Source organism: Streptomyces sp. WM6378 (genome assembly GCF_001279695.1).
Classification (GTDB): Bacteria; Actinomycetota; Actinomycetes; order Streptomycetales; family Streptomycetaceae; genus Streptomyces.
Genome location: NZ_LGDD01000027.1, coordinates 1 through 16,981, shown reverse-complemented (window position 1 = coordinate 16,981; position 16,981 = coordinate 1). Strand labels below are relative to the sequence as shown.

Below are 16,981 nucleotides of genomic sequence, written 5' to 3'. Positions count from 1 at the left end.
CAGCGGTCCCAGCGTCCCCCCGGGCGGGGCGGGGGGACGCTACGGGGGTGGCGTTAGCGTCCCCCCTGTTTTCGCTGGTCACAGGGGTTTCAGGGGCCGTGGGGGACGCTGGGGACGCTGTTTCGCACCTTCTCTCCGGGGATGCCGTGAGCTTGTAGAGGCGCTGCTTTTTCGGCTTCGGGCCGCGCTGGGAGTCGTCGACCTCGATGCCGATCGTGCGCAGGGCGGGGGCGAGGCGCTTCAGCTGACCGCCGGCACGGGTGGGGTCCTTGGGCCACTTCTTCGGGAGCTTGTCCGGGGTGGCCACGCCTTCGAGCAGCTGGGAGGCGGTGAGCGTGAGGCCATTGGTGCCGGCCTTGTCGACCAGGTCGACGACGGCCTGGGCGAAGGGCTCGCCGTCCAGGACATCGGCCACGGCATCGGCAGCGGTGGCCTTGTACGAGTCGAGCGTGTGCCAGCCGGTGACGTGGTCGACGGCGGCCAGGACGCGGGGGAAGTCCGCCATGCGGGGCCGCTCCGGCAGTTCGACATCCGGCAGGACCTTCAGCACCTTGGCCAGCAGGTCGAAGAGCGAGGCGAGGATGCCGGGGTGGGCGTCGGCGTACGCCTGGTCCAACTCGGCTTCCTCGCGCCGCTTGTGGTCAGGAATGAGCTGCAGCTCGATCGTCAGGAGGCGCTCGGCAAGGTCTCCGGCCAGGGCGCCCGCGTCGATGGTCGTCATTGCCAGGACCCGGCGGAACTCCAGGACCACCACGTCGTCGTCGGTGTACAGGGCGCGGTCGACGATGCCGTCGCCGGTCACCGCGCGGCACAGGGCGTCGGACAGCCAGTCGGGGACGGTGGAGACGTTGTCCAGGCAGATCGCCCAGGAGTTGAAGGCCTGCACCGCCCAGGACTTGAGATCGCGCGGGGCGGTGCGCTTGGGGGCGCCGGACGGGTCGACGATGCCGATGACCATGGCGGCGCCCTTGGACTTGCCGGTGCCCTGTTCACCGCGGAACGCCAAGATCGGGTGCGGCAGGTCCGGGATGAACGCGGCAACGAGCCAGGCGGCCAGAAGTTGGAAGCCTTCATCGCTGGTGTTGAGCAGCGTGCGGAGTTTGGCCAGGCCGTCGCCGTCGTTGATCGGTGCGGGGAGCGGCTTCATGGCGCCGGAGCGACGGAAGACCACGGGGGAGGCGGGCAGGCGCTGCCAGCCGTCCGGGTCGACGGCGACACAGCGGCCGTCTGAGGTGCCGAGGTCGATGATGATGCGCTCGGCATGACGGGCTACCCGGAGCTGTGGAGTACGGGGGTCGGCCATGGCGGCGACTCCTTCCAGAACGGTCATGGCGTCGGCCAGGGCCGACTGGGACGGAACGGTGCCGTTGTTGGTGTCGGCGAACTGGCGGGCGAGCTGTGAGCGCAGGCCGGCCTTGCCGCGCAGGGGGAGCGCGAGGTTGGGACCGCCGATCGTGACGCCGTAGGGGCGCCCGTCGTCGGACATGAAGAGCTCGTAGCGGTCGCGGGCCAGAGCCGCGAGCTGAGTGGCCTGCGAGGGGCCCTTCTTGTCGGGGTCGATGCCGTTGCCCGCGACGATCTTTCTCGCGAGGTTGGTGATGTCGGCGGTGGTGGCTCCGTTGGCGTGCTGGGTCACCGGGCGACTCGCCTGGCACGGTGGGCGGCGGAGGCGACGGTGGCGCGGGCCTCGCCCTCGGGCAGGCCGATGTGCACGGCAGCGTCCACGAGCGCTTGCGCCAACTCCGTGCCGTGGTCTGTTTCGTGGGCTCGGCAGGCAGCCCAGTACAGGCGGTCGTTGCGCTGCCCGGAGGGCGATTCGAGGACGAACGACACGAGGGCGACGGCCTTCTGGCCGGAGACCGGCAGCGAGAGAGGACTCAGCCGAGGCGTGGGCGGCGGTGAAATCAGCCGGAGGAGCGCAGCCGGGGTTTCCGCGATGGGGCGGTGGTGCGTTCCGGGCGCGTGGACGTACTCGCCCGCGATGGTGCGCGAGCCAGGACCGACCAGGTAGCCGCCGCTGCCCCGGATGTCGATTCCGGGCGCGATCTTGCTGGCGGAGTTTGGAATCGCGGTGTCGGCGGGGCCAAAGAACCACAGGTGCCGGCCACCGCTCGGGGTCGTGACCGTGACCGTGAGGGGGATCGTGAAGCCGTGGTCGATGGCGAGGCGTTCGAGGTTCTGGATGCCGTCGCCGTCGTTCTTCACGTCCAGATCGACGCCGATCAGGAAGTGCGGGGGCCGACCGCAGGCGATGCCGTAGCCGGTGGCCCACGGAGCGGTGGCGAACAGGGCGCGCACGGCATCGGCGTCGGTACTGGCGTCGTGGACGCCGTGGCCTATCTGCCCGCATTCACCACGGCACGACGCAGGGCGGCGTTCCGTCCGGTGCGGCGAACGGACGGCGGGCAGTTTGGTGCGGGACAGCGGGATGACCGCGAGACCACGCGCTGCGGCTCCCAGGGCGTGATCGAGAGCGGCTTCGTGGGCAGTGATGGCCATGCTCGCTTCCTTCCAGGTCGTCTCAGGCCGGTCTTGATCAGTGCCAGCCAGTTACCAGTACGTCTGCGCGCGAAATCTGTTACACCTGCGGGCTCCCGCGCACCGTTCGGCGACTCGTGCACTTACGCGCGCGCACGCGTAGAGGGCGCTCAAAACGCTCAAAATCACGGTGCGATGCGTAGGCGTCAGACGCGTCAGGTGCGGGTGTCTGACACGTCTGACGGGGATCGCGCGGGCGTATGACCGGCGCGTTCGGGGTGGGCTGGCGCCACGGGTGCCTGACGCGTCTGACGCGTCAGGCCGCTTCGTCTTCGTCGTCGCGCACGATGCGGTACTCGCCGGTCTCGGCGGTCTCGGCGAGACGGCCGGCGATGACGAAGGCGGCGACCTGTCCGGAGACCCACGAGCGCGAGCGGCCGTGGCGGTCGCAGTGCTCCATGAAGTCGGCGGGCCGGACGATGGTGCGCCCCTCAGCCTCGAATTCGTCAAGGATCTCTTCCATCGCGCGCCGGGCCTGCGCCGGGGAGAGCTGGATCTTCGGTGCGGCCGGGGGCCGTTCGGCGAAGTGGATGACCTGGCGGGGGTGCGGGAGCTCTTCCTCGGGATCGACTATCGCGAGGCGGCGACGCTGGCCCGGGCCGCGAGCACGGGGCCGGCGGCCAGTCTCACGCCGACGTTGGGTGCGCAGTTCCGGGCCATGGAGGCTCGCGCGCTGGCGAGGCTGGGGGATGCCCGCGGCTGCGACCTGGGCCTGGCCGAGGCGCAACGGCAGCTCAGTATGCGCACCCTGGACAGCGATCCTCCGTACATCGCCTACTTCGACGAAGTGGAGCTCGCGGCGGAGTTCGGGCACTGCTTCCGTGACTTGGGCCGCTCGGTCGAAGCCACGCAGCGCGGCGCGGGCTCGACTATCGGCGATGGGCTCAACAACCGTAGCGACTTCTTCGCGACGATGGTGCAGGCGGAGTCGTACACGACCCAGGGCGAGATAGGCCGCGGTTTCGACATCGCACTCACGGCCCTGCAGCTTGGAGAGAGCCTGAAGTCGGCGCGGTGTGTTCAGTACGTGTGGGAATTTCAGGGGCGGATCACAAGCAGCATGCGGGCGTCGATAGAGTACCGGGACTTTGAGGAGCGAGCCCGGAGCTATCGGCTGTGGAATTGAACTGAAGGGGGTGAGGTGCGAAGCCTCACCCCCTTCAGGACCACGGCCGCTCCGGACTGGGCGCTACCGCTTTTCGTTGGAGTAAGCGATGACGTATGCGACCGCCAACAGAACTCCGAGGGCGCCGACTGCCAGCAGTGCGAGCACTTCAAGGATTGATGCGCCGTTGGCCACTCCTCGGATGGCACCAGTGATGCCCACGACGGCAGCACCGATGCCGAGAAGCAGCATGCGGTGACCCATCGGCGGGATGCGCCGGGGGCGCCGTTTGCGCGGTGGTCGAGGGGCGCCGTCCGGTCGTGCGTGTGTCACTTGTACCTCACAGGGCCTAGTGCGCCGGGGGCCAGCACCTTGGTGTCACCGGGCTGCTTGTTCTCGCCAGGAGGCGTGTAGTAGAAGTCGATTCCGGTGGCCACGAGTGCCACCGGAATGCCAAAGACCTTTGACCCGAACTTGCCGAGGACATTGACGGCCGACGGCTTTCGGTGAAGTCCGCCACCGCCGATATTCTTCTCCAGTCCACCGCTCACAAGACCACCGGATGCAGATGCGGCACCTCCCATGAAGCCGTCCCAAGCTTTGCCCCATTCTCCATGAAGACCGGCATCGAAGCCGTTTGCCCAGGAGCGGTAGCTGAAGAACTCGGCCACCGGCTTGATGGTCCCACTGCCGAACTTGTCCGGCTTGGTGTGCACGTCGTCTGAAGGAAGATGCTGCTCCTTACGGACTTCATCGGCCGATGTGTACGTGGCGTGGCCGAAGTTGTGCGGATCACCGCCGTGACTCTTGGCCAGTGCGCGACCGACTGCGGCATCGGTCTCTGTGGCACGGGATATGAGGTTGTTGATGCGGTCTTCCAGTGCCTGCTTGTTCTCGCGATCCTGATCCGTCGGCTGGGCATCTCCGGCAGCGCAGATGGAGAACATGCACTCGACCGTGCCGTCTGACTTGTCTACGACAGTGATTCCAGACTTACGCGCGCTCTCTGCGGCTTCCTCGATATTCTGCTGGGCCCAGATGAGATCAGTGTGGGCTTCGTCCAGGACGGTCCAGATACTCGTAGCTTCTGTATGGGCATCACGGAACTCTTTGACCGTCTTGCGGATGAAGTCCTTGGTCACATCGGCATTCAGGCCTGCCCAATTCGCGCGATCGGCACAACTCATCATGCCGTCACCGGCATCCCTTGCGAGCTTGTCGAGCTGGGCCACCATGTCTTTCCAGTCATCGACGGCCTTGCCGAGCTTGCCTAGATTCGCACGCATGATGCTGCCGTACGTGATGCCGCCCATCGTTCCCCTCAGCTGAAGTACTTGGAGATCTCGGAAACAGGGGCAGGAGCGCCGTTCCTGTGTTGCAAGCTCGCGCCGATCCACGCATCGTCACTGGAGTGGGATGCGGCCGAGTAGTCGAGATGGTTGGAGATATCCGCGCATGCCTGCAGAAGGGTTTTCACCTGAGAACCCCACGTTGTGACCGTGACCGTCAAAGCGGATCCCATGGTGAATCCTTCGTGGTCAAGTGCAGTGGCGGCATCCGCAGTTGCGCCACTTCCTTGGGCGCCACGCGTCACATCACCAGCCTTGAGGAGGCGGCCGTGCAACAGGAAGGCCTCATGGCCTACTCTGCCCAAGTCGTCTTGATGTACAACCAAATCACCCGAAACCGGCGCCCCACCTTTTGGGGTGTCCGTTGCACTGGCGAGCTGCATCGACCCCGCCTTCTTTGCGGCAGCGTCCTTTAGTTCAGCCCATTCTTCCTCGAACAGCACGCTTTCCCCACCTGCCCATCAGCCATGACTGCTGCACCGGCCAACTCTGAACTCCCAACGTACCAAGGGCATCCGGAGTCAAACCGAGCGGATCCCCCCAAGGGGCGTCGGCTGATTGTGCGCGTCAAGGTTATGTAACGGACTCGTCAATGGTTGCCCATATCAACAAGGTGCCGCAGGTTGAATCTCTCCCACTGGGAGGCCTTGGCTCAGAAGGGGGCCCAGTCGCGCCGTGATGCCCCAGTTCTGAGCGAATCGGCCCGCTTCTCTACTTCCTCTGCCGCCCGTGGATTGGTCGCCGCGTTCTGAGAGAGCCAGGTGATCATGAGTAGTTCGCGAACGCCACGGAGGACCGTGTACCCGGCCCACTTTCGTACGTCGAAGCCGTAGCTGTCGGCGAAGTCGGTGTATTCGTCAGCTGTGTGCCAGCCGAAGCTGTCGAAGTACATGGCCGTCTGCATGAGGTCCCACTCGCGTGGGCCGGTGACGAAGCCGTCCAGGTCGATCACCTTGGGGCGTCCCGCATCGTCGCGCAGCACGTTCCCCACGTTGAAGTCACCGTGTACGTGCCCGTAGGGGAGTGCGAACTCCAGTTTGTCGTAAGCCGCTTCCAGGGTCTGAGCGCGCTCACTGAGGAAGTCCCGTACGTCGGCGCTGATCGTGGCGTTCGCCAGCCGCTCGCTCACCTTCTCGAAGGGCCGTAGCTCTGGCAGCGCGATACCGGGTGGCTGCAACTGGTGGAGGCGGTACAGCAGTTCACCCATCTCGCGCGTGCTGGCGTAGGTGTCGCCGTCGGCCAGGCCCTCCCAGAACGTCACCGCGTGGCCATCGACCACCACAGGCTGAGCGGCGTTCGTCACGAGCCGGGCGGCTGGATAGTCGTGTTCGGCAAGCCAGCCGGCTACGGCGACTTCACGCTTCACTGAGGCGAGGCGGCTGGAATCGCGGGCGACCCGGGCAACGGTGGTGCCTCCGCACAGGCGGAACACCGCGTGGTCGCCGAAACGCAAGAGCGAGATCCCGTCCGGGTCGACTCCGGCGAGGTCGCAGGCGCGCCGAAGCACGTTCTCTGCCTGCTCGATGTCGAACGTGGTCTGCTCGCCTGTCGTCATGGTCCCCCTGTCGATCGTTTGTCAGCGCGAGACGAGCCGCCGGCCTTTACCCGGCCTCGGTGCGGTCACCATGCCCTCGGTCTCCAGTTTGGCGAGCGCGCCTTGCACCGTCTTCTTGCTGGCCGCGCACCGCTGCATCCACGCCTTCTCGCCGATCAGCTCCCCGTCGGGGGCAACATGGTCGGGCTCCGCCGCGAGAGCGGTGCGGATTTCCTGGGCGACTTCGTCGACGCGGGACAGGTGCCCACTAGCGGCCCGTACGTACCGGCGGCCGGCCCGGCCCAACGTCCCGCCGTCGAGCAGCAGTCGGCGGGCCTGAGCCACGGTGTCGATGGACACCTCGTACTCGCGGGCGAGATTGGCCCCCGACGGTAGGACGTCCTGCTCCGGGTGGTCCTTCAGCCACAGGCGGATGCGGGCGGCGACATCCTCGTACGAGACATCCGAGCGGGCGTCGGCCGTGGCTCCGACGATCCGCCATAGCTGCCCTTGCCCACGAGTAAGGATCCCCTCGCGCTCCAGCGCCCCGTATGCCCGCTGCACCATGCCGCGTGACACCCCGAGTTCCTGCGCGAGGCCGTTCTCCGACGGCATACGAGCAGCGGCCCTGAGGTCTCCGGACTCGATCCTGACCTTCAGGGCCTCTGCCAGCTGGCTGTAGCTCGTGTACGGGCTCGCGGGCACAACTTCCCCTCTGCCGGGTGTGAACCTGTGACCAGCGTATGGGGAAGCGGCGGGGCTGACACACCCTGATCCGGGGTGAGGCTGCTGAGCACAGGGCCCGACGCGGAGCACTGCTGGATGGGCAGCACCATTCTGCGCCACTGGCTATTTCAGTCGAGCAATTGTTCGGAGTTGGCCTGGGGGACAAGGTCGGCGGCAGCGGGGTCCGGCGAGGACTGCTCAGGACGTCGATTGCGCGCCGCGCCTGGCCGACTCGCGATCCGCCTGCCTCGGTGACGCTCCAACTGAAGCTCAGATGTACCTCAGGATGGGCCAGTTTGCTGCATTCACAGACTGCGGGATGGGCACACTGCTGGGCATGACAAGGCGAACGAGGCACCTTTTGTGCAGTCTGGGCACTTTCCTTGGAGTTCTGGTCTTTGCTTTGCTGTTCTGGCGTTTGCCATGGTGGTTGGATGGTGCGCGTTTGCGGGAGAAGGATTTACAGCCAGCTGATGGTGTAGTCATCACGGGAGTTCGGACAGGTCTTGTCGCCCTCGGTGCCGCTTTCATCGCGGGGCTGGGGCTTTTCTATACCCATATCACCTTGAAGCATACGAGGGATAGGGATCGTGAGCAGGCGGAATTGGTCCGCGAAGGGCAAGTTACAGACCGCTATATCGAGGCAATCAAACTACTCGCGGAAGAGGGTGCCACGAAGCGGATTGGCGGCATATATGCCCTTGAGCGAATCATGAAGGATTCAAAGAAAGATCACGCCACTGTGGTCGAGGTTCTTGCTGCATTTGTCCGTGAGCATGCTCCAGTTCGCGAGGATTCAGAAGCGGGCAAAGTCTCGAAAGGTGGGGTTGGTGATAAGCCAAGTGCTGTAATCCAGGCCGCGCTCACTGTACTTGGCCGTCGGCCGATCAGGCCAGAGAAGAATCGGATCAACTTGCGCAAGGTTGATTTGCGTGGCGCTGACCTATCTAGTGCTTACCTCGTGGACTTTGACCTGACAGGATCGGATTTACGTGGTGCCGATCTTTCGGCATCTCACCTTCATGGTGTAAATCTCCGCGCAACGCGCCTTGACGGAGCATGCTTCGTGGAGGCGCTGATGGATGGGTGCTTCCTGGATGAGGCGACTGGGGTGGGGGTAAACTTTGACTCCGCAATCCTCACGCGGGCAGGATTCGGAGACTGCGATTTCAGCGACATCGATTTCTCGGCGGCTGATTTATGGGGGTCGCAGTGGGTTGGCTCATCGGTTGATAATGCGAACTTCGAGTTGGCTGACCTCCGTTTCTCCGTGATGATGAATACGACCATGGGTGATTCGGTTTTTAGTCGCGCGAAGATGGCGCTTGCACAGATAGCTGGGTCAAGTTATCCGGATTCCGACTTCGAAGAGGCGGATCTAGACTTCCTATTGCTGGTCGCGGGGGATCTAGGTAGCGCGAAAGGGGTCGATGCGGCGCTGCTTGGAGAGGTGATGATTGGCGGTGATGTGAAGCTGCCACAGGGGATCTCAGGGGATCCGATAATTATTGATAGGCGGCAGGCCTACGGCGAACTGAAGGCGCTCCCGATTCTGCGACGAGTAGTCGAGCGCCCTCAATGTTGCTTGGATGAGGCTACTATGAGCCATAGGGTGGGAATGGCGCAGACGGTTCCTGGTGACGATGAACGTGATGACATTGTTCGCTCGGCGATAAAGGGCTGGCCGCGAGGTGTTAAGATTTCTGTATCGCTGTGAAGGTCCCGGTTCGCATGGTCTCGGGTAAATTAAATCCAGGTCGACGGAGCTTCTTTGCGGCGAGTGGTCATGACCACCTTAAGATTCCAACGCCGCTGCATATTGGGGTCGAGGTAGCTGAGTAGAGCGGCCTCAGCGCGCCCCTACGCGGCTGGTTCCTGCGGCCACTCGATTGCCCTTCGTGCAGCGGTAGCTCTCCCGGAGCTGCTCCGTCGATCAGGAGCTGAGACCAGCGGATGGGGTGGGTTCTGACCGCTGAAGTCACGGAGAGCAGGACAAGATCCGGGCCAGTTGTGGGCCATACCCACCAAGATGGTGGGGGATGGGTGCTCAAGGGCAGGTCAACGGCTATGGAGGGCTGGGCGCAGGAACGGACTGTAAATCCGTCGGCTCTGCCTACCCAGGTTCGAATCCTGGCGCCGCCACACTGGGTGAGACCCCTGGTGACCTGCAGGAATGCGGGTTGCTGGGGGTCTTTTCGTTGTGGCGATCATTCCGTGTGGGAGCGGCATGTGGGATGGCCTGGTGCGGGGCCCCGGCGCGGGCGCATCCGGGGATGTCGTGAGGCTGGTGGACGGCGCGAGTGCGTGGCCCTGTTCGGCGTGGTTGTGGGCGACCTCGCTCCAGAACGGCGCGCAGGTCTACCTGGCGCAGGGCCGGGTGAACCTCAACGGCCCGCTTACGGGCCGGCTCGACGAAGAGGTCAAGGGGCATCCGGGGCAGGACGTGGTCCTGACGGCCACCCGCGTCTGCCGCCGCTCTGCGACGGGAGGCGGCTCCTGGGAGTCATTCGACGCCTCCACGGCCGAGGGCGGCATCACCACCAAGAACTTGCGCGGCTACGCGCGCCCTCTCATCGACCATGGAGCCCGGGCCGTCGCCGGTGACGACGAGGGGACCGGCCCTACGCGGCACCTGTCCGCCCGCGTTACGCCCGCCGACATGAAAGCGATCGATCCGGTCGCCGCGGGGAACCTCGGCGGCGTCGGGTCCCTCGCGAGCGACGTATGGCTCGACGGCCAGGGGCGCGTCGTCCGCGTGGAGCAGGAGTTCTTCGCGCCTGACGGCTCGACCGTCAAAAACACCCTCACCCTGCGTGACTTCGGGGCGCGCCGACGGAGGTCACCGCCACCGGCCGGGTGTCCGGGTGAGCCCGCAGGGCCGGCGTCAGTTCCCCGCCACGCCCTTCACCGCCACCGTCACCGGCGCCGAGCCGGAGATCAGTTCCAGGGTCAGGCCCGCCGTTGCCGGGGTGTCCAGGAGTTCGGCCAGGACCGCTGCCACGTCGTCCCGGGGGATCGTGCCGCGGCCCGTCGAGGCGGCCAGGGAGACCAGGCCCTTGCCCGCGTCGTTGGTCAGGCCGCCGGGGCGCAGGACCGTCCAGTCCAGGGTCGTGCGGGAGCGTACGGCGTCGTCGGCGGCGCCCTTCGCGCGCAGGTAGGCGTCGAAGACGTCGTCGCCCTGGTGGGTCGCGTCCGCGCCCATCGACGACACGATGACGTAGCGGCGTACGCCCGCGCGTTCGGCCGCGTCGGCGAACTGGACGGCCGCTGCCCGGTCCACCGTCTCCTTGCGGGCGGCGTCACTGCCCGGGCCCGCGCCCGCCGCGAACACCACGGCGTCCGCGCCCCGGAGCACCTCGGCGACGGCGTCCACCGACGCCGACTCCAGGTCCAGGACGACCGGCTCCGCGCCGGCTTGGCGCAGGTCGTCCGCCTGTTCCGGCTTGCGGATGATTCCCGCGACCTCGTCGCCGCGCGCCGCCAGCAGGCGTTCGAGCCGCAGCGCGATCTGACCATGACCTCCAGCAATGACAATGCGCATGCTGACGACGGTAGCCGCAGATGCGGCGGCCCGCCGGTGGAGCGGCGACCTCTTCACCCGGACTCGCCACGTCCGGGGTCCGGGCGGCCCTGGCGGGGGAGGCCGAGGGCGACGGCCGCGGCCGAGTCGCAGTACTCGCGCACCGCGCTCGTGCGGGCCACCACACGGCCCCGGTGGATGACGATGCGGCTGTAGGCGAGCGAGAGGACGCCCGCGATGCGTTCGCCGCGTACGGCAAGGAGTTCGGCCGGGAAGCCCGCCTCGACGCGTACCTCCGCAAGGCCCATCGTCTCGCGGGCCACCGTGCTGACCGCCGCGTACGCGTCCTCGGGGCGCATGCCGGCCTGGGAGGCGAGGAGGTAGGCGGCCTCCAGGGGGTCGCCGCGGCCGACCGGGTTGGAGACGTCGCGCAACGCGCCGCTGCCGGCCGCAAGTCGGACCCCGGCGGCCCTCAACAGGCGTACGGGCGCCGCTCCTTGACGATCCGTCATGCCGCATCCGCCTTGCGGGAGGCAGGTCACCGCGACTCCGGCGGAGGCGAGTTGGTCGGCGGCGCGGGCCGCGGTGTCGCGGGGGAGGCGGGACAGGCCGCCGCACGGGCCGATCGCGACGCCGGGGCGCAGGCCGCCGGACATGGCCGCGAGGCGGGCCAGGCGGGCCGGGTCGGTGCCGTCGGTGTGCAGGTCGACCGCGCAGCCGTGCTCGGCGGCGAGCTCCAGGACGGCCTCCGCGTAGCCGGCCGGGTCGGCGTCCAGGTCGGGGCAGCCGCCCACCACCGAGGCGCCCATCTTGACCGCGTCGCGCAGCATGGCGAGCCCGTCCGCGCCGGCCACGCCGGTGAGCAGCCGCGGCACGGCGACCACCGCGAGCTCGGTGAGACCGCGCAGGGAGCGGCGCGTCTGGAGCACCGCCTCCAGCGGGTCGAGCCCGCTGACCTCGTCGATGCGTACGTGCGAACGCAGCGCTGTGGCGCCGTGCCCGAGCTGGAGCAGGGCGGCCTCGGTGGCCCGGCGCTGGACCTCCTCGACGGCGTACGAGACCGGCCCCTCCGCGCTGAAGGCGGTCAGCGCGGTGTCGCTGTGGGCGTGCGGCTCGGCGGGGGCGGGCAGCAGCAGGAAGCCGTTCAGGTCGACGCGGGAGCCGTGCGCGGTGAGGCTGCCCGCGGTGCCCACCGCTTCGATGCGGCCGCCGCCGAGCCGCACGTCCACGGTGCGCCCGTCGGCGAGCCGGGCGCCGCACAGCAGCAGGGAGGCGGCGGAGGCGGGGTCGGGGCCTTCGCCGGTGCCGGGGGAGTGGGCCGGCTGCTGGTGGCTGTCGGACATCGCGCTCCTGATCGGGCTCGGGTGATCGGGCTGGGGCGGGCAGGATCACGCAGCGTGAGGAGAGCCTAGGGGCGCCCAACCCGCGCATCGAGGAGGAGCGAAATAGTCGTACCGGTGTGGCCCTGAGTGGCCTACGAGACCGGTGGGGCGGGGCCCCGGGAGGCCCCTCGCTGGGCGGCGCGAAACGGATTTGGGCGATCGGCGAGGGAGCGTGTAATGTCTTCATCGCTCGCCCCAATAGCTCAGTCGGTAGAGCGTCTCCATGGTAAGGAGAAGGTCTACGGTTCGATTCCGTATTGGGGCTCTGGTGCGGAAGCCCTCACCTTCGGGTGAGGGACTCCGTGTCAAAGCGGTGTAGCTCAGTCGGTAGAGCAAGCGGCTCATAATCGCTGTGTCACCGGTTCAAGTCCGGTCACCGCTACACACAGTAGCCGATTGTGGGGTCGGTCCTTCGATCGGCTACTCTTTTATGCGTTCATCCGTCAATCCGTCCGTCAAGGAGCACTCACGTGGCTGCCACCGACGTCCGCCCGAAGATCACGCTGGCCTGCGTGGAGTGCAAGGAGCGGAACTACATCACCAAGAAGAACCGGCGTAACAACCCGGACCGTCTTGAGATGAAGAAGCACTGCCCGCGCTGCAACTCGCACACTGCGCACCGCGAGACCCGTTAATCACGGCGTCTGGCATTCAGGCTCGTTCGAGAGGCCGTTCCCCACACCGGGGAGCGGCCTCTCGGCGTTCCCGCCCGTACCGGGCGTGTGACTAGATTCTCCGTACCCACCGGATCCGAACCCTCATTCGCAGGAGGTAGCCAGCAGATGGCGCTCGACCAGTCTTTCGTGGGGCGGACCTATCCGCCCACCGCCCCGTACGAGGTCGGCCGCGAGAAGATCCGCGAATTCGCTGTGGCGGTCGGGGACGAGAACCCCGCCTACACCGACCCGGAGGCGGCCAAGTCGCTTGGGCACACCGATGTGATCGCGCCGCCGACCTTTGTGTTCGCCATCACGTTCAAGGCGGCGGGCCAGGTCATCCAGGACCCGCAGCTGGGCCTGGACTACAGCCGCGTGGTGCACGGCGACCAGAAGTTCGCCTACACCCGCCCGGTCCGCGCGGGCGACCGGCTGACCGTCACGTCCACCATCGAGGCGATCAAGTCCCTCGCGGGCAACGACATCCTGGACATCCGGGGCGAGGTTCACGACGAGGCCGGCGAACACGTCGTGACCGCGTGGACCAAGCTGGTGTCCCGAGCGGCCGAGGGGGCCTGACATGACCGCGAAGATCCGTTACGAGGACGTGGAGCCCGGCACCGAGCTGCCGTCCGCGTCCTTCCCTGTGAGCCGCGCCACGCTCGTCCAGTACGCGGGCGCCTCCGGGGACTTCAACCCGATCCACTGGAACGAGAAGTTCGCGAAGGAGGTCGGGCTGCCCGACGTCATCGCGCACGGCATGTTCACGATGGCGGAGGCGGTGCGCGTGGTCACGGACTGGGTCGGCGACCCGGGCGCGGTGGCCGAGTACGGCGTCCGCTTCACCAAGCCGGTCGTCGTGCCGAACGACGAGACCGGCGCGCTGATCGAGGTCAGCGCCAAGGTGGCGGCGAAGCTGGACGACGAGGCGCGCACGGTTCGCGTGGACCTCACCGCGATGAGCGCGGGCCAGAAGGTGCTCGGGATGTCCCGGGCGGTCGTGCGCCTGGCGTGAGGCGGCCGGCGGGACTCCGGGGGGCTCCCTCGGAGTCCCCCGCACGGCCGAGCCCTTGACTTTGTTAGTAATCGACCACTAACTTAATTCCATGGTCAGGATGAGCGCAGAAGAGAGGCGTGAGAGCGTCGTCCGGGCGGCGATGGTGGAGTTCGCCCGAGGCGGGTACCACGGCACGTCCACCGAGACGATCGCCAAGCGGGTGGGCGTCTCGCAGCCGTATCTCTTCCGCCTGTTCCCGAACAAGCAGGCCATCTTCCTGGCGGCGTCCGACCGGTGCATCAAGGAGACCGTCGCGGCTTTCCGGGACGCGGCCGAGGGGCTGGAAGGCGAGGCGGCGCTGCACGCCATGAGCGGGGCGTACCAGACGCTCATCGCCGAGGACCGGGACAAGCTGCTCCTGCAGATGCAGACGTATGTGGCCGCGGCCGCCGCGGAGGCGGCCGGCGACCACGAGTTCAGCAAGGCGGTACGGGCCGGGTGGGTGGAGCTGTACGACACGGTCCACCTGGCGCTGGGCGCGGACGTGGGCGAGACGACGACGTTCCTGGCGTATGGGATGCTCATCAACACCCTTGTGGCGCTGGGGTTTCCGCCTGAGGACCGGGTCTGGAAGGGCTTCTACGAATCGGCCCAGCCGAAGCGGGTCGGCGGCGGGGCCGCTGCCGCGGAGTGACCGAACCGACCCGAATCACTGAACCGAACCCGAACCGATCACCGAACTGGGTCCGAACCGATTCATCGAACCGAACCCGAGCAGAATCACCGAACTGAGCCCGAACGGAATCACCGAACAGGATCCGAGCTGAATCATCAGGGCCGGGTTCTCCCTGACCCCACCCTTCCATCTTCTATGCTCAGCGAAGTTAGTCATTGATAACTAACCCACCAAGGGGGGACGATGTCGGAGAAGAAGCCGGAAAAGCCACAGAACGGAACGAGTCGGCGTGGGGGTGCTGGGTGGGCGCTGGTGATCACCAGTGTTGCCGGGTTCATGGCGGCGCTGGACAACCTCGTCGTCACCACCGCGCTCCCGTCGATCCGCGAGGACCTCGGGGGAGCGCTGGACGACCTCGAATGGACGGTGAGCGCGTACACCCTCACCTTCGCGGTGCTGCTGATGTTCGGGGCGGCGCTGGGTGACCGGTTCGGCCGCCGCAAGCTCTTCATCACCGGGCTGACGATCTTCACCGGCGCCTCGGCGGGGGCGGCGCTGGCGCCGGGGATCAACGGGCTGATCGCGGCCCGCGCGATACAGGGGGTCGGCGCCGCGGTCATGATGCCGCTGACCCTCACACTGCTGACCGCTGCCGTGCCGGCCGCCAAGCGCGGGATGATGTACGGGATTTGGGGCGCGGTGAACGGCCTCGCGGTGGCATCCGGGCCGCTGATCGGCGGAAGCCTGACCGAGCACGTGTCCTGGCAGTGGATCTTCTGGCTGAACGTTCCGCTCGGCCTGCTCACGCTTCCCCTGGCGCGGCTGCGCCTGAACGAGTCGTACGGCACGGGTGCCCGGCTCGACATCGTGGGCACGCTGCTTGCCAGCGGCGGGCTCTTCGGGATCGTGTACGCGCTGATCCGCGGCAACCCGGACGGCTGGACCAGCACGACCGTACTCACCGGGCTGATCGCGGGCACAGTGCTGCTCGCGGGCTTCGTCGTCCACGGCATGCGCAGCGCGAACCCGATGCTTCCGATGCGGCTGTTCCGCAGCCGGGCGTTCTCCGCGATCAACGCGGCGAGCCTGCTGATGTTCGTCGGGATGTTCGGCTCGATCTTCCTGCTCAGCCAGTTCCTGCAGAACGTCATCGGCTACTCGCCGACCGAGGCGGGGCTTCGGATGCTGCCCTGGACCGGCATGCCGATGATCGCCGCGCCAATAGCCGGATTCCTCTCCGACCGGATCGGGGGGCGGCCGGTCGTGGCCACCGGCCTCGCGCTCCAGGCCATCGGGCTCGGCTGGTTCGCCGCGATCATCTCGCCGGACGTGTCGTACGGGGCGCAGCTGCCGGCACTGATCATCAGCGGCATCGGGATGGGGCTGTACTTCGCGCCGGCCGCGAATCTGGTGATGTCCAGCGTGCGGCCCTCCGAGCAGGGCATCGCCTCCGGCGCGAACAACGCACTGCGGGAGGTGGGCGGTGCGCTCGGCATCGCGGTGCTGGCCTCGGTGTTCTCCGCGCAGGGCGGGTACGGGTCGGCGCGGGCCTTCGTCGACGGCTTTGGCCCGGCGCTCTGGGTGGGAGCGGGGGTGGTCGCGGTGGCGGCGGCATCGGCGCTGCTGCTCCCTGACCGTGCGGCTCTGGCCGGCGTCGAGGTGGCGCCGGATGCCCCTGAGGGGGTGCGGGAGCTGGTGGCCTGAGGGTTGCGCCGTGCGGTGCTGGGCGGGTGGGGGTGTTTTTCCCACCCGCCCGCCCGTTTGCGCACTCCTGGGAGGTGCGGGACCGGGGGGCCGGGGTCGTTCGGCGTCCGCCGGTGGGTGGTGGGTGCACCCGCCTGCGGCGGGGGGGGTTTTCCCACCCGCTCCACCCGTTCTGCGCGCTGCTGAAGGTGGGGTGCCGGTGGGTGGTTGTGCGCTGTTGGTGGCTGGCCGTGGGTGGGCGGCGTGTCCGCCGGCGGCGGTGTGTCCGCCTGTGGCGGCTGGGGTTTCCCGCCCGGCTCTGCTCGTTCTGCGTGCTGCTGAAGGTGGGGTGCCGGTGGGTGGTTGTGTGCTGTTGATGGCTGTCCGTTGGTGGGCGGTGTGCTCGCTTGCGGCGGGCCGGGGTTCCCGTCCGCTCTGCTCGTTCTGCACGCTGTGAAAGCTGAGGGGCTGGACAGCAGTGGCTGCCGTTCGGTGGTGGCCTGCTCTCGGCGGTGGTGCGCCCGGCTTTGGCTGGCTGGGGGTTCTGTCCGCTCCGTATGCCCCCTGTGCGCTGCCCAAGGCGAGGAGCTGGGGGCTGCGGGGCGGTGTGGCCACCTGCGGCGGGGAGGTTCTTGGCGGGGTGTGCAGTCCCTCCTACCCGTACACGTGGGGTGTTGTCTGAACGGTCATCGAGGCGCTACGGGCGGGCGCGGGTTCGGCCGGGTGGGGACGTGGTGGGGTGCCCCCGCAAGGAGGAGCGCTGGTGCTGGGGGGATTTTCGGCGGGCGGAACTGCGCGACGTATGAGGAGGTACC

At 67.5% G+C, this 16,981-nt stretch carries 17 protein-coding genes and 3 tRNA genes; 10 read left to right on the top strand and 10 right to left on the bottom strand.

Annotated elements, in window-relative coordinates; translation table 11 throughout:
* The 3 genes from ADK54_RS05175 to ADK54_RS05165 all read right to left on the bottom strand — a co-directional run.
* Positions 1 to 1,636 (bottom strand): ATP-binding protein (locus ADK54_RS05175; protein WP_199826868.1); only part of this gene is annotated, 1,636 nt, incomplete at its 3' end.
* On the bottom strand, positions 1,633 to 2,499 hold the full coding sequence (locus ADK54_RS05170) for a bifunctional DNA primase/polymerase (protein ID WP_053724320.1): 867 nt from the start codon (positions 2,497 to 2,499) through the stop codon (positions 1,633 to 1,635). The genes ADK54_RS05175 and ADK54_RS05170, both read right to left, overlap by 4 nt.
* Before the next feature lie 295 nt (positions 2,500 to 2,794).
* Positions 2,795 to 3,001, bottom strand: a complete 207-nt coding sequence (locus ADK54_RS05165; RefSeq protein WP_053724319.1) for a hypothetical protein — start codon at positions 2,999 to 3,001, stop codon at positions 2,795 to 2,797.
* An 81-nt stretch (positions 3,002 to 3,082) separates the two neighbouring features.
* Here ADK54_RS05165 and ADK54_RS05160 point away from each other — a divergent pair, with 81 nt between their 5' ends.
* Positions 3,083 to 3,664, top strand: coding sequence for a hypothetical protein (locus tag ADK54_RS05160; RefSeq protein WP_234391926.1), 582 nt, complete (start codon positions 3,083 to 3,085; stop codon positions 3,662 to 3,664).
* A gap of 63 nt (positions 3,665 to 3,727) precedes the next feature.
* Here the strand turns inward: ADK54_RS05160 and ADK54_RS45670 are convergent, their stop codons facing one another.
* From ADK54_RS45670 to ADK54_RS05145, 5 genes are all read right to left on the bottom strand, one after another.
* Complete coding sequence (locus tag ADK54_RS45670; protein WP_159047629.1) at positions 3,728 to 3,895, bottom strand: hypothetical protein; 168 nt, start codon at positions 3,893 to 3,895, stop codon at positions 3,728 to 3,730.
* A gap of 77 nt (positions 3,896 to 3,972) precedes the next feature.
* The gene (locus ADK54_RS05155; protein WP_053724318.1) at positions 3,973 to 4,956 is read right to left on the bottom strand and encodes a hypothetical protein; all 984 of its coding nucleotides are present in this window, start codon (positions 4,954 to 4,956) and stop codon (positions 3,973 to 3,975) included.
* 8 nt (positions 4,957 to 4,964) lie between these two features.
* On the bottom strand, positions 4,965 to 5,435 hold the full coding sequence (locus ADK54_RS42910) for a hypothetical protein (RefSeq protein ID WP_078966136.1): 471 nt from the start codon (positions 5,433 to 5,435) through the stop codon (positions 4,965 to 4,967).
* 209 nt (positions 5,436 to 5,644) lie between these two features.
* Positions 5,645 to 6,547 (bottom strand): phosphotransferase enzyme family protein, encoded by a 903-nt coding sequence (locus tag ADK54_RS05150; protein ID WP_053724317.1) that lies wholly within the window; start codon positions 6,545 to 6,547, stop codon positions 5,645 to 5,647.
* Positions 6,548 to 6,568: 21 nt separating this feature from the next.
* On the bottom strand, positions 6,569 to 7,231 hold the full coding sequence (locus ADK54_RS05145) for a GntR family transcriptional regulator (protein ID WP_053724316.1): 663 nt from the start codon (positions 7,229 to 7,231) through the stop codon (positions 6,569 to 6,571).
* A 340-nt stretch (positions 7,232 to 7,571) separates the two neighbouring features.
* On the opposite strand from ADK54_RS05145, the gene ADK54_RS42905 reads away from it, so the two are divergent.
* Together ADK54_RS42905 and ADK54_RS45665 are read left to right on the top strand one after the other, a co-directional pair.
* Positions 7,572 to 8,969 (top strand): pentapeptide repeat-containing protein, encoded by a 1,398-nt coding sequence (locus ADK54_RS42905; protein ID WP_159047628.1) that lies wholly within the window; start codon positions 7,572 to 7,574, stop codon positions 8,967 to 8,969.
* Between the two features lie 356 nt (positions 8,970 to 9,325).
* A tRNA-OTHER gene (locus ADK54_RS45665) sits at positions 9,326 to 9,394 on the top strand.
* 742 nt (positions 9,395 to 10,136) lie between these two features.
* Here ADK54_RS45665 and ADK54_RS05135 read toward each other — a convergent pair.
* Positions 10,137 to 10,793, bottom strand: a complete 657-nt coding sequence (locus ADK54_RS05135) for an SDR family oxidoreductase (protein ID WP_053724321.1) — start codon at positions 10,791 to 10,793, stop codon at positions 10,137 to 10,139.
* 53 nt (positions 10,794 to 10,846) lie between these two features.
* A complete protein-coding gene (locus tag ADK54_RS05130) occupies positions 10,847 to 12,115 on the bottom strand; it encodes an amidohydrolase family protein (protein WP_053724314.1) in 1,269 nt (422 codons plus the stop codon).
* A gap of 231 nt (positions 12,116 to 12,346) precedes the next feature.
* On the opposite strand from ADK54_RS05130, the gene ADK54_RS05125 reads away from it, so the two are divergent.
* The 7 genes from ADK54_RS05125 to ADK54_RS05095 all read left to right on the top strand — a co-directional run bounded on the left by ADK54_RS05125 (position 12,347) and on the right by ADK54_RS05095 (position 16,187).
* A tRNA-Thr gene (locus ADK54_RS05125) sits at positions 12,347 to 12,419 on the top strand.
* Positions 12,420 to 12,463: 44 nt separating this feature from the next.
* Positions 12,464 to 12,536: transfer RNA gene (locus ADK54_RS05120), tRNA-Met, on the top strand.
* A gap of 88 nt (positions 12,537 to 12,624) precedes the next feature.
* Positions 12,625 to 12,789 carry a 50S ribosomal protein L33 gene (gene rpmG, locus ADK54_RS05115; RefSeq protein WP_003956487.1) on the top strand — a complete coding sequence of 55 codons (165 nt, stop codon included), beginning with the start codon at positions 12,625 to 12,627 and terminating at the stop codon, positions 12,787 to 12,789.
* A 147-nt stretch (positions 12,790 to 12,936) separates the two neighbouring features.
* On the top strand, positions 12,937 to 13,389 hold the full coding sequence (locus ADK54_RS05110) for a MaoC family dehydratase N-terminal domain-containing protein (RefSeq protein ID WP_053724313.1): 453 nt from the start codon (positions 12,937 to 12,939) through the stop codon (positions 13,387 to 13,389).
* Position 13,390: 1 nt separating this feature from the next.
* Positions 13,391 to 13,825: a MaoC family dehydratase gene (locus tag ADK54_RS05105; protein WP_053724312.1), complete on the top strand. Its 435-nt coding sequence runs from the start codon at positions 13,391 to 13,393 to the stop codon at positions 13,823 to 13,825.
* A 91-nt stretch (positions 13,826 to 13,916) separates the two neighbouring features.
* Positions 13,917 to 14,501: a TetR/AcrR family transcriptional regulator gene (locus ADK54_RS05100; protein ID WP_053724311.1), complete on the top strand. Its 585-nt coding sequence runs from the start codon at positions 13,917 to 13,919 to the stop codon at positions 14,499 to 14,501.
* A gap of 225 nt (positions 14,502 to 14,726) precedes the next feature.
* Positions 14,727 to 16,187 (top strand): DHA2 family efflux MFS transporter permease subunit, encoded by a 1,461-nt coding sequence (locus ADK54_RS05095; RefSeq protein WP_053724310.1) that lies wholly within the window; start codon positions 14,727 to 14,729, stop codon positions 16,185 to 16,187.
* The last annotated feature ends 794 nt before the right edge of the window (positions 16,188 to 16,981 follow it).